The sequence below is a fragment of the Klebsiella sp. C349492 genome, assembly GCF_042055345.1.
In the GTDB taxonomy this organism is placed as follows: domain Bacteria; phylum Pseudomonadota; class Gammaproteobacteria; order Enterobacterales; family Enterobacteriaceae; genus Klebsiella; species Klebsiella scottii.
The window spans coordinates 506,606-518,870 of sequence record NZ_JANQCE010000003.1; the positions used below are offsets into that span (position 1 = coordinate 506,606).

Here is a 12,265-nt window from a genome sequence, read left to right on the forward strand (position 1 = left end):
ATAAATATTGCCGTGGCATTATACAGAGCGTAACCGATTGCATCTACCCTTTTTTGCAAATAATACTTGCGATCGCCTCCCAGCAGGTTACTATCGACTGATTAACCTGCTGATTTAAAGTTTGATCTTGCTCACATGTTGCCATCTCAATCCCCCGCAATTTTTACGGTCAGCCGCCTAAACCAGACGGTTCGCCTGCTGCTGGAACAGGAAATGGGCCAGGTCTGGATCAGCGGCGAGATCTCTAATTTCAGCCAGCCCTCTTCCGGCCACTGGTACTTCACCTTAAAAGACGATAACGCCCAGGTGCGCTGTGCGATGTTCCGCAACAGCAACCGCCGCGTTACCTTCCGCCCGCAGCACGGGCAGCAGGTGCTTGTGCGCGCCAATATCACGCTGTATGAGCCGCGCGGCGACTATCAGATCATCGTCGAAAGCATGCAGCCCGCCGGTGAAGGGCTGCTGCAGCAGAAGTACGAACAGCTGAAAGCGCAGCTTGCGGCAGAAGGTCTGTTCGACCAGCAGCACAAGCAGGCGCTCCCCTCCCCGGCCCACTGCGTGGGGGTGATTACCTCTAAAACCGGCGCCGCGCTGCACGATATTTTGCAGGTCCTCAAACGCCGCGATCCCTCTCTGCCGGTGATCATTTATCCGACGGCGGTTCAGGGTGACGACGCGCCGGGGCAAATCGTACGCGCCATAGCGTTAGCCAACCAGCGCCAGGAGTGCGACGTGCTGATCGTCGGCCGCGGCGGCGGTTCGCTGGAAGATCTGTGGAGCTTTAACGATGAGCGGGTGGTGCGGGCGATTTTTGCCAGCCGCATTCCGGTCGTTAGCGCCGTCGGCCATGAAACCGACGTGACGATTGCCGATTTTGTCGCCGACCTGCGGGCACCTACGCCCTCTGCGGCGGCCGAGATCGTCAGCCGCAACCAGCAGGAGCTGCTGCGCCAGCTGCAGTCCGGGCAGCAGCGTCTGGAAATGGCGATGGACTATTTCCTCGCTAACCGCCATCGCCGGTTTACCCAGCTTTTCCACCGCCTGCAGCAGCAGCATCCGCAGCTGCGCTTAGTGCGTCAGCAGACGGCGCTTGAGCGGCTGCGCCAGCGGATGCGTCTGGCCCTTGATACGCAAATGAAGCGCGCCGATCAGCGCCAGCAGCGCGCCCTACAGCGCCTGAACGCGCACAATCCGCAGCCGCGTATTCATCGCAGCCAGTCGCATATCCAGCAGCTGGAGTATCGTCTCGCCGAGAGCATCCGCGCGCGCTTAAGCGAACAGCGCGAGCGTTTCGGCAATACGGTGACCCATCTGGAAGCCGTCAGCCCGCTGGCGACCCTCGCCCGCGGCTATAGCGTCACCTCCGCCAGCGACGGAAGCGTCCTGAAGCAAACAAAACAGGTGAAGGCGGGCGATCTGCTGACTACCCGCTTAAATGACGGCTGGGTCGAAAGCGAAGTGAAAACTATCACTCCCGTCAAAAAAGCGCGCGCGAAGAAAAAATAGCTACGCCTGGTCAGGCAGCGCGAACTCAACGCGCTTCTTCGAAATCAACCCGTGCCCGTGCTGGCAAAAATAGTCGATCGCCCCGCAGGCTTTTAATACCTCCAGCAGCCGGTGGCAATCCGGGCAGCGGGCCTGCAGAGTAAACTCTTTTTCGCAGTGCGCGCAGCGCGCGCTGCCGGCCTGCACCTCCAGCGGTGCGTGGCAGAGAGGGCAATCAGGTTGCATAGTCATTCCTTACGATATTTGGGTCAGCTCAGCTTACCACGATACTCTTTCAGTGCGGCCCGCGTATCTGCTGTTGAAGCTGCAGCAGCAGAGCCACTTCGTCGATGCGCCGCCGGGTCAGTCTGGCGACTTCATCGGGGGCGCGCGCGAACAGGCTGCCCTCCCCGAGAATGTGTTCCCCCAGGCAGTGCTCGTAGATCGCGCCGCCCCGTCGCCAGCGCAGCACCTGCTCGCCGGCAACGAGCTCAACCACTTCGCTATTCTCGCGGCGATCGAGGTTGATAATCCGTCCGTCGCGCAGCGCTATCCGCATGCCCTTCTGCCCTCCCGCCGGGCCGGCATACTTATTGAGCCAGATATTGAGCGGGACTCCGCTCAGCTCCCCCTGCAGATGCGCCTCCCCTTCCGCGGTTTGCGTATCGCCGGGCGCAATCGCCTGGCCCAGGCGATCTTTCACCTGCCGTACCGCAAGGTGAATTCGGTCGTCGCCGCCGCAGTAGCGGATCGTTTCCCGCAGCATCGCCAGCACATGGGTTCCAATATCAAGGATCACGCCGTCGGGATGGCGCAGCTGGCGCGTATCCGGCCTGCCGGTCGCAAAATTCAGCGCCACCGGGTCGCCCCGTTCGTCAAACCCGCTGGGCTCCTGGAGAAAACCGTCAATACGCGCAATATCCTGCGGCGCGAAGAGCAGCGGACGGTCGCCCTGCGCCCCACTCTCCGACTGCCAGCGGGCATCCAGCTGGCCCAGCGCCAGCTTCAGCGCTCCGTCACGCGCCATCCAGTGGTCCAGCGCCAGCACCCGACGGGCGTTTTCTGGCGCACGCAGCAGCGAGCGCAGGCGCGTAATCTGTTGCAGAGTGGCGACGATCGGTTTTTCCACCACAATTCGCGGGCAGGATGAGGCGAGCGCAGCTTCCAGAACCGGAAGATGCTGCAATGAGGCGGTGGTAATAAACAGGATGTCCAGCGGCTTTGCCAGCAGCGCGGCCAGCGAGTCGCAGCGGCTGACGCCCTCAGGCATCCGTTGAGGATTGCTATCAAAACCCCAGCACGCCGCTAGCGGTATCGCCAGATTTTTCAACGTCGGCAGCCAGGCCGTCTCCACTACCGAGCCCAGTCCGATAAACCCTGCCTGCATCGTTACCCCGCCGCCGTTAGCACACAATAATCAGCTGAAATGATAAGAGTATTATGGGGGAACGCTTTGTAGATTGCGCGACGGATGTTGCGCTCAGCGGGAATAAAAAAACCCGCCAGCGGCGGGTTTATGTCTTATTTGCTTTTCTTGATGTGCTTGATCAAGCGCTTACGCTTACGCATCTGGTTCGGCGTCAGGGTATTGCGTTTGTTGGCAAACGGGTTCTCACCCTCTTTGAACTGGATACGGATCGGCGTCCCCATGACTTCCAGCGATTTGCGGAAGTAGTTCATCAGATAGCGTTTGTAGGAATCCGGCAGGTCTTTGACCTGGTTGCCGTGGATCACCACGATCGGCGGGTTATAACCACCGGCGTGGGCATATTTCAGCTTCACGCGACGGCCGCGTACCAGCGGCGGCTGATGGTCTTCCGCCGCCATGGTCATAATGCGGGTCAGCATCGCCGTGCTCACGCGACGGGTCGCGCTGTCATACGCTTCGCGTACCGACTCAAACAGGTTGCCGACGCCGCTACCGTGCAGCGCAGAGATAAAGTGCACGCGGGCGAAATCGATAAAGCCCAGACGGAAGTCCAGGGTCTCTTTCACCTGCTCTCTGACTTCCTGGCTCAGGCCGTCCCACTTGTTGACGACAATCACCAGCGAGCGGCCGCTGTTGAGAATAAAGCCCAGCAGGGAGAGATCCTGATCGGAAATACCTTCCCGCGCATCGATAACCAGCAGCACCACGTTGGCGTCTTCGATCGCCTGCAGGGTTTTGATAACCGAGAACTTTTCCACCACATCGGTAATTTTACCGCGCTTACGTACGCCCGCGGTATCAATCAGCACGTATTCGCGCTCATCGCGCTGCATCGGAATGTAGATGCTGTCACGGGTGGTGCCCGGCATGTCGTAAACCACGACGCGATCTTCGCCGAGAATACGGTTAGTCAGCGTTGACTTACCGACGTTCGGACGACCAACGATGGCCAGCTTAATCGGCAGATCCTGCGGATTAAAGTCATCCTCCGGCTCTTCCGGCGCTTCGCCGTTCTGCTCAGCTTCAAACTGCGCCCAGTATGCCGCGTCTTCATCGACTTCTTCCGACGGATCGATCTCTTCCGCCCACGGCAACAGCACGTGCTCCAGCAGGCTGGTCACGCCGCGGCCGTGCGAAGCGGCGATCGGGTGAATATCACCGAGGCCAAGCGTCCAGAAGTCGGCAATGGCCTGATCGGCATCGATGCCGTCGGTTTTGTTCGCCACCAGGAAAGTCGGCTTCTCACGAGAACGGAGGTGTTTGGCGATTGCGGTATCCGCAGGCATCAGGCCCGCGCGCGCGTCGACCATAAACAGCACCACGTCCGCTTCTTCAATCGCCAGCAGCGATTGTTCAGCCATGCGTGTTTCAACGCCGTCTTCCGTGCCATCGATACCGCCGGTATCGATACAGATAAATTCACGTCCTTCTACTTCAGCACGACCGTACTTACGGTCACGAGTCAGCCCCGGAAAATCCGCGACCAGCGCATCACGAGTGCGGGTCAAGCGGTTGAAGAGCGTGGATTTTCCAACGTTAGGGCGCCCGACAAGCGCGACCACAGGTATCATGTTAAATGCCTCATACAAATCACTATGCAGCGTCGTTTTTCAAGACGCTTTTAAAAACAGGAAAACGGCCCCTGTATACCAGGGGCCGTTTCTCAATCCTGACTACTGCGCAACTTAACGCGTAATCGAGTACAGCGTACCGTCCGTTGCCTGGATAAGCAGGCGACCGTCAGCCACGATCGGGTCAGTACGGAAGCCGGAGCTGTCGACCTTCTGCTGGGCGACAAAGTGCCCATCTTCCGGGTTCACCCAGTGCATATAGCCTTCGCTATCGCCGACGACCAGATTACCATTATACAACACCGGAGCGGTCAGCAGACGATGCAGTAAATCGCTTTGCGTCCACAGCGTTACGCCACCTTCGGTGGTCAGCGCCAGCAGGCGATCGTTCTGATCGACCAGGTAAATACGATTGCCGTCAACGATAAAGTCGTTCACCGAACCAAGCTCGCGTTTCCACATGATCTGGCCGCTGCGCAGATCCAGCGCGGTAAGGTTGCCGTTGTAAGCCAGCGTATACACCACGCCGTTGACGATAACCGGAGTGGTATCAACGTCGTTCAGGCGGTCGATTTCAGTCGGGCCAGTGGCCTGAGAGATGCGCTGCTGCCAGATGATCTGGCCCTGCTGCATCAGTACCGCGCTAACGCGACCGTTATCGCCGCCAACGATGGCTGCGCCGTAAGCGGTCGCCGGGGCGGATTCACCGCGCAGAGAAAGCGCCGGCATATCCAGGTTGACGGTCCACTTCACCGCGCCATCGGCTTCGTTCAGCGCCTGCAGCTGGCCATTGCTGGTGTGAACCAGCACCATGCCGTCGCTGACGACCGGACGAGAAATCGCTTCACCCGCCACGCGGGTCTGCCATGCCACGGTACCGTCGCTGGTATTCAGGGCAAACAGCTGCGCTTTTTCACTGCCGATATAGACGTGACCGCCGGAGACGGTGACGCCGCCGGAGAGCAGCGCAGGCGTACGGGAGAACCAGCCGTCTTTCTCGGCCAGGTTCACCGACCAAACCTCTTTCCCGTCGTCAGCGCCCAGCGCTTTAACGGTGCCTTTACGGTCGGCCGCGTACACGACGCCATCGGCAAAGGCAGGATGGAGGTTAGAGTAAAATTCGCCGATACCATCGCCAACAGAGGTGCTCCAGGACGTGGACGGCGTAAACTGATTTTCCACCGTCGGCAGTGGCGACATTTTCACCACATCTTCTTCGCTGTTAAACAACGAACAACCGCTTAATAAGGTAACGGAAAGCAGCCCTGGCAAAAGTAATTTACGCAATTGCATCGAGTCCCTCTCAGATGGACAAATTATTTATTTTCATACGCATCATTTCGCTGAGCGCCGGTGAAGCATCGCTTTTCACGCCCGCTTCCCACGCCGCGCGAGCGCCCTGCTTGTCGCCTTTATCCAGCAGAATCTCACCGCGGAGATCGGCAACAATCGCGGTCCAGCCTTCGCCTTTAATCCCCTCAAGGGTTTTCAGCGCCGCATCAGGATTTTTCAGCTGCAGCTGCACGCGAGCAAGACGCATATTGATAACCGACTTCAGATTATCATCCGGCGCGGCGGCTAATCCCTGCTGGAGCTGCTTTTCAGCGTTCTGCAGATCGTTTTTATCAACAAAGCGCTGCGCCAGCTCCAGGGAGGCAAACGCACCGTAGGCATTTTTGCTATCAGCGGCGAACTTTTGCGCCGAAGTCAGCGCTTCGGGCTTATCCGATTTAAGCGCGGAAATAGCATTCTCATAGGCTAAAGAGGAGTCTCTGGCCGTATCCTGCTGATGAGAATTCCAGTAGCGCCAGCCAACCAGCGCCCCAATCCCTAAAATCACCCCAACGGCCAGCGCTTTGCCATTTTCGGCAAAGAAGCGCTTCAGCGCATCGACCTGATCGTTTTCGTTGTTATACGTTTCCACGCAGTCCTTCTCCTGACTAATGATTCCCGGGAGATTAACCCAGAAGTGTGCGCAAATGCGCGGCAACGCTATCCTGCGTTACGGTAGTTTGCTCACCTGAGCGTAAATCCTTCACTACCACGTTTCCGTCAGCAATTTCTGATTCACCGACCACAAGAGCTATGCGAGCGCCCCATTTATCAGCACGGCCAAACTGTTTCTTAAAGTTGCCGCCGCCGTGGTTGGTCATCAGCTTAACGCCGGGCAGCTCATCGCGAACCCGCTCAGCCAGACGCATTGCTGCGGACTGGGTATCGGTTCCGGAGGCTACCAGGTATATATCGACAACAGGATCGGCTTTAAATTCCGGATTAACGGCCTGGACCAGTAAAACAAGACGTTCCAGCCCCATCGCAAAGCCGACTCCCGGCGTTGCGCGCCCGCCCAGCTGTTCGACCAGACCGTCATAGCGGCCGCCGGCACAGACGGTACCCTGCGAGCCGAGGCTGGTGGTTACCCACTCAAACACGGTGCGGTTATAGTAATCAAGCCCGCGCACCAGACGCTGGTTAACGGTATAGGCGATGCCCGCGGCGTCTAACAGCGCGCACAGCCCGGCAAAGTGCTGTTTGGACTCTTCATCCAGGTAGTCGCCCAGCGCCGGCGCATCGTTCAGCAACGCCTGCACTTCCGGGTTCTTAGAGTCCAGAACGCGCAGCGGGTTAGTGTACATGCGGCGTTTGCAGTCTTCGTCGAGCTTATCTTTAAACTGCTCAAGATAGGCGACCAGCGCATCGCGATAGCTGGCGCGCGCTTCCAGCGAACCGATGGAGTTCAGCTCCAGCGCAACGTGCTCAGAGATCCCCAGCTCGCGCCACCAGCGGGCGGTCAGCATAATCAGCTCGGCGTCGATATCCGGCCCCTGCAGACCAAAGACCTCAACCCCCATCTGATGGAACTGGCGATAGCGGCCTTTTTGCGGACGCTCATGACGGAACATCGGCCCGACGTACCACAGACGCTGTTCTTGATTGTACAGAAGACCATGCTCGATGCCGGCACGTACGCAGCCCGCAGTCCCTTCCGGACGCAGCGTCAGGCTATCGCCATTGCGGTCCTCAAAGGTATACATCTCTTTTTCAACCACGTCGGTCACTTCGCCGATCGCGCGTTTGAATAACGGGGTCTGCTCTACAATCGGCAACCGAATTTCGCTGTAACCGTAGCTACCGAGCACCTGTTTCAGTGAGCCTTCAATGCGCTGCCAGAGAGCGGTCTCGCCCGGCAGATAATCGTTCATGCCACGGATGGCTTGAATGTTCTTTGCCACGTTTATTCTCTTTATATATATACAAAAATGAACCCCGGCGCGTTGCGCCCGCGGGTCCAATCATACACGGGAAGTCTTACGCTGCCCCGGATTATTTCTCTTCAACCTGCTGGACGTCAATACGGCGCGCTTCATCAAGCATCGAGGCTTTCGCACGGATACGCGCTTCCAGCTGATCGATCATATCGTCGTTATCCAGCCGGTCTCTACGCACGCCGTCTTCATACAGGCCGCTCTTCTTATTGCCGCCGGTGACGCCGAGCGTCGAAACCAGCGCTTCGCCTGGGCCATTAACCACGCAGCCGATGATCGAAATATCCATCGGGGTAATGATATCTTCCAGCCGCTGCTCCAGCGCGTTGACGGTCCCGATCACGTCAAACTCCTGACGCGAACAGGTCGGGCAGGCGATGAAGTTGATCCCGCGGGCGCGAATGCGCAGAGACTTCAGGATATCGAAGCCAACCTTGATCTCTTCAAGCGGATCCGCCGCCAGCGAAATGCGCAGCGTATCGCCGATCCCTTCGTTAAGCAGCAGGCCGAGGCCGATCGCCGATTTTACCGCGCCGCTACGGGCGCCGCCGGCTTCGGTGATCCCAAGATGCAGGGGCTGATCGATCTGTTTCGCCAGCAGGCGATAGGATTCCACCGCCAGGAAAACATCCGACGCCTTTACGCTGACCTTGAACTGATCGAAGTTCAGACGATCGAGATGATCGACGTGGCGCATGGCTGATTCCAGCAGCGCCTGCGGCGTAGGCTCGCCGTACTTTTCCTGCAGATCTTTTTCCAGCGAACCGGCGTTAACGCCGATACGGATAGGAATATTTTTATCACGGGCGCAGTCAACAACCATGCGAATACGCTCTTCGTTGCCGATGTTTCCCGGGTTAATACGCAGACAATCCACCCCGTACTCCGCCACTTTCAGGGCGATACGGTAGTCAAAGTGAATATCGGCGACCAGCGGTACGTTGACCTGCTGTTTGATAAGCCTGAACGCTTCCGCCGCATCCATCGTCGGAACGGAGACGCGGACGATGTCCGCGCCAACGCGCTCTAGTGCTTTGATTTGATTTACGGTCGCGGCCACATCAGTGGTGCGCGTATTGGTCATCGACTGGACGGCGATGGGGGCGCCATCGCCAATCGGCACATTCCCAACGTAAATTCGTTTCGATTTTCTACGTTGAATCGGAGCCTGGTTATGCATGAAAAATCTCCCGCGTTACCCGTCTGTTACTGCGCCGGTGATGTTTCGGCATTAAGGGTCAGACGCGCAACCTGGTTAGTTCTGATAAAACGACTCAAATCGACTGGTTTACCCAGATACTGAATCTGTACCGCAGCCGGCGCACCGATTTTCAGCTTATAAGGTGCCTGGCCGCTTAAATTCAGGTTACCGCCTTTGCGTTGCAAACCGCTGAACAGCTTCTTACCGGTTGCATCGCTGACTTCCAGCCAGCAGTCGGCAGAGAAGTTCAGGACCAGATCCTGAGCCGCAGCGGCTGCGGTCACGTTCGCCTGATCGGTTGGCAGCGGAGAGGCCGGGGCCGCAGCGCCTGCCGCGGTATCGACCTGCGCCTGAGACGGAGCAACGACGGCGTTATTATTCGCCGCAGTCGGTACGGACGCCGCTGGGGCCGGAGCCGGCGCGGTAGAGGTATCTACAGGCGCGCTGTTCGCCACGCTGTTGGCGCCGTCCGGCGCCGTGTTATCGGCACCGTTATCTAAGGGAATGTTCTGGCTGCCGCTGTCGCCCGCATTCAGCTCAGCGGTTGACTGGTCGGCCATTGTGGTAATCTCTTCCTGCTGCGCCTTATGGTCTTGCCACCACCAGGCGCCGCTCAGGCCAATCACCACAAACAGCACCAGCCAGGTGAAGCTCATCAGCCAGCCGTCGCGCTTTTTACGGCGTTTGCCCAGAGAGAAGCTCTGCATCGGCGCAACTTTCGCCGCGCGGATAGGTGCCTGTTTTGCCATCATCGGCAGCAGTTCTTCTTCCGGAATATGCACGAGACGCGCATAGGAGCGGATGTAGCCGCGCAGGAAGGTTGAAGCGAGGTCGGCTGGCGCCTTGTCGTCTTCGATATCACGAACCGTGGAAACCTTCAGGCATAAGCGCTCAGCCACCGCTTGCTGGCTGAGCCCGAGTTGTTCGCGGGCATTGCGCAGACGCGTGCCCGTAGTGTTTGCTTCTTGATGATCTTGAGTGGCTTCAGTATTCATTCGACAACTACTGGTACGTGAAATTTAAAGTTCAGCGCCGGTAAAACCCGCGCCGCGAAACATCTGCTAAACGTCAGACAAATAGTATAAGTCCGTATGGCGAACTATCACAGATACTTATCAATATTGAATTCTAAGCGGTTGTTGTGCCGCTACATACTGCCTCAAAGTCGACAAAAACGCACCGTAATTATTGGCCGAATCAGCCTATTTCGCCCACCGGTTCAACATAATTATGCAGCGCGCGTGAAATATTGCGCGCCGCACATTTATCAGATCGCTTTCACATCAATCGTTTCGCCCTGCATACGCTTGCGCAGCGTACGTTTGGTACGGTCGATAACGTCACCGGCAAGCTGTCCGCAGGCGGCATCGATATCGTCGCCGCGCGTTTTACGCACGATGGTGGTGAAGCCATAATCCATCAGCACCTTGGAGAAACGGTCGATGCGGCTGTTGGAGCTACGGCCATACGGCGCGCCCGGGAACGGGTTCCAGGGGATCAGGTTGATCTTGCACGGCGTATCCTTCAGCAGCTCCGCCAGCTCGTGCGCATGCTCGGTGCCGTCGTTGACGTGATCGAGCATCACGTATTCGATCGTCACCCGGCCCTGGTTGGCGTTGGACTTGGAAATATAGCCGCGCACCGAGTTCAGGAAGGTCTCGATGTTGTACTTTTTGTTGATCGGCACGATCTCATCGCGGATCGTATCGTTCGGCGCGTGCAGAGAGATGGCAAGCGCGACGTCTATCATATCGCCGAGCTTATCCAGCGCCGGGACAACGCCGGAAGTGGAGAGCGTTACGCGACGCTTGGAGAGACCAAAACCAAAGTCGTCGAGCATAATTTCCATCGCCGGCACGACGTTGGTCAGGTTCAGCAGCGGCTCGCCCATCCCCATCATGACCACGTTGGTGATCGGACGCTGGCCGGTAATTTTTGCCGCGCCGACGATTTTCGCCGCGCGCCAAACCTGGCCGATAATTTCTGATACCCGCAGGTTGCGGTTAAAGCCCTGCTGCGCCGTCGAACAGAATTTACACTCTAACGCACAGCCAACCTGAGAGGAGACGCACAGAGTCGCGCGATCGTCCTCCGGGATATATACCGTTTCAACGCGCTGATCGCCGACGGCAATCGCCCATTTGATCGTGCCATCGCTGGAGCGCTGCTCCTCGACGACTTCCGGCGCGCGAATTTCCGCGACTTCCTTCAGCTTGCCGCGCAGAACTTTGTTGATATCGGTCATATCATCAAAGTCATCGCTGCAGTAGTGATACATCCATTTCATCACCTGATCGGCGCGGAAGGGCTTTTCGCCCATGTTTTTGAAAAACTCGCGCAGCTGCTGACGGTTCAGATCCAGCAGGTTAATTTTGGCATCTTTGTTCGGCACCGTCAGAGCGGCGTTATCAGGCGTGACAATATGTTCAGACATAATCTATTCCGGCCTCGTTGTTACACGTTATGGCCCCAGGAGGGTTGAAAAAAAGAAGCGCCCCAATGAACGAGTGCTCGTCCAGGGGCGCTGCATTGTACAAAGTCTGGTGTATCAATACCACGTTTGCACGCGGCAATGATGAAAAAATCTGTTGCTGCGTACTTAATCCTCTATGGCTTTTCGATTGTCGAAAAGCTGAGGATCTGAATTTCCAAAGTATTTCACGTCACGGCGAGGCGGCAAGTTCGCAAATCCCCGGGAGCATAGATAGCTATGTGACCGGGGTGCGCGAATGAAGCCAACAAAGCGGTGGCGTGAAAGACGCAGGAGATTAACGGGTGCGCGGGCAAACTTCGCCTTCGGCGAAGAAGAACGCGATTTCGCGGGCAGCAGATTCAACGGAGTCGGAACCGTGGGTGCCGTTCTCGGTGAAGCTGTCAGCGTAGTCAGCACGCAGGGTGCCGGCCAGCGCGTTGTCCGGGTTAGTTGCGCCCAGCAGGTCACGGTGACGCTGCACGGCATTTTCGCTTTCCAGAACGGATACGACGATCGGGCCGGAAGTCATAAACTCAACCAGACCGTCAAAGAACGGGCGACCTTCGTGCTCGGCGTAGAAACCGCGAGCCTGTTCAACGGTCAGGTGCAGCATTTTGGTGCCGACGATTTTGAACCCTGCAGCTTCGAAGCGAGAAAAGATGCCGCCAATAACGTTTTTTGCCACCGCGTTTGGTTTAATGATGGAAAAAGTACGTTCAATAGCCATGATTACCTCTAATAAAATTTTATGTTGTTGGGCATACGATCGTATGGCCTGGCGCGCATTATAATGAGCAACTCAGGCGCTGCCTATGGATGAAGGTAACATTTTGTTAAAAT

The 12,265-nt window shown here is 57.4% G+C and carries 11 protein-coding genes; 1 reads left to right on the top strand and 10 read right to left on the bottom strand.

The annotated features are described in order from the left end of the window. The first annotated feature begins 135 nt into the window (after nucleotides 1-135). Entirely contained in the window at nucleotides 136-1,506 is a 1,371-nt protein-coding gene (xseA, locus tag NWP14_RS14980; protein ID WP_375215584.1) for an exodeoxyribonuclease VII large subunit, read from the top strand. Here the strand turns inward: xseA and NWP14_RS14985 are convergent, their stop codons facing one another. The 10 genes from NWP14_RS14985 to ndk form a co-directional block, all read right to left on the bottom strand. Further along, a complete protein-coding gene (locus NWP14_RS14985; protein ID WP_375215585.1) occupies nucleotides 1,507-1,731 on the bottom strand; it encodes a zinc ribbon domain-containing protein in 225 nt (74 codons plus the stop codon). 49 nt (nucleotides 1,732-1,780) lie between these two features. After that, the gene (locus tag NWP14_RS14990; RefSeq protein ID WP_375215586.1) at nucleotides 1,781-2,872 is read right to left on the bottom strand and encodes a Gfo/Idh/MocA family oxidoreductase; all 1,092 of its coding nucleotides are present in this window, start codon (nucleotides 2,870-2,872) and stop codon (nucleotides 1,781-1,783) included. 134 nt (nucleotides 2,873-3,006) lie between these two features. Next, nucleotides 3,007-4,485: a ribosome biogenesis GTPase Der gene (gene der / locus NWP14_RS14995; RefSeq protein WP_346430904.1), complete on the bottom strand. Its 1,479-nt coding sequence runs from the start codon at nucleotides 4,483-4,485 to the stop codon at nucleotides 3,007-3,009. 114 nt (nucleotides 4,486-4,599) lie between these two features. Beyond that, nucleotides 4,600-5,778 carry an outer membrane protein assembly factor BamB gene (gene bamB, locus NWP14_RS15000; protein WP_041146707.1) on the bottom strand — a complete coding sequence of 393 codons (1,179 nt, stop codon included), beginning with the start codon at nucleotides 5,776-5,778 and terminating at the stop codon, nucleotides 4,600-4,602. A gap of 10 nt (nucleotides 5,779-5,788) precedes the next feature. After that, nucleotides 5,789-6,409, bottom strand: a complete 621-nt coding sequence (locus NWP14_RS15005; protein WP_095100315.1) for a YfgM family protein — start codon at nucleotides 6,407-6,409, stop codon at nucleotides 5,789-5,791. 34 nt (nucleotides 6,410-6,443) lie between these two features. After that, complete coding sequence (gene hisS / locus NWP14_RS15010) at nucleotides 6,444-7,718, bottom strand: histidine--tRNA ligase (RefSeq protein WP_095100312.1); 1,275 nt, start codon at nucleotides 7,716-7,718, stop codon at nucleotides 6,444-6,446. Between the two features lie 91 nt (nucleotides 7,719-7,809). Beyond that, nucleotides 7,810-8,931 carry a flavodoxin-dependent (E)-4-hydroxy-3-methylbut-2-enyl-diphosphate synthase gene (ispG, locus tag NWP14_RS15015; protein WP_095100309.1) on the bottom strand — a complete coding sequence of 374 codons (1,122 nt, stop codon included), beginning with the start codon at nucleotides 8,929-8,931 and terminating at the stop codon, nucleotides 7,810-7,812. Nucleotides 8,932-8,957: 26 nt separating this feature from the next. After that, entirely contained in the window at nucleotides 8,958-9,947 is a 990-nt protein-coding gene (gene rodZ / locus NWP14_RS15020) for a cytoskeleton protein RodZ (RefSeq protein ID WP_346430901.1), read from the bottom strand. Nucleotides 9,948-10,219: 272 nt separating this feature from the next. Continuing rightward, nucleotides 10,220-11,386 (bottom strand): bifunctional tRNA (adenosine(37)-C2)-methyltransferase TrmG/ribosomal RNA large subunit methyltransferase RlmN, encoded by a 1,167-nt coding sequence (locus tag NWP14_RS15025; RefSeq protein ID WP_095100303.1) that lies wholly within the window; start codon nucleotides 11,384-11,386, stop codon nucleotides 10,220-10,222. Nucleotides 11,387-11,720: 334 nt separating this feature from the next. Then, nucleotides 11,721-12,152, bottom strand: coding sequence for a nucleoside-diphosphate kinase (ndk, locus tag NWP14_RS15030; protein ID WP_041146713.1), 432 nt, complete (start codon nucleotides 12,150-12,152; stop codon nucleotides 11,721-11,723). Between the last annotated feature and the right edge of the window lie 113 nt (nucleotides 12,153-12,265).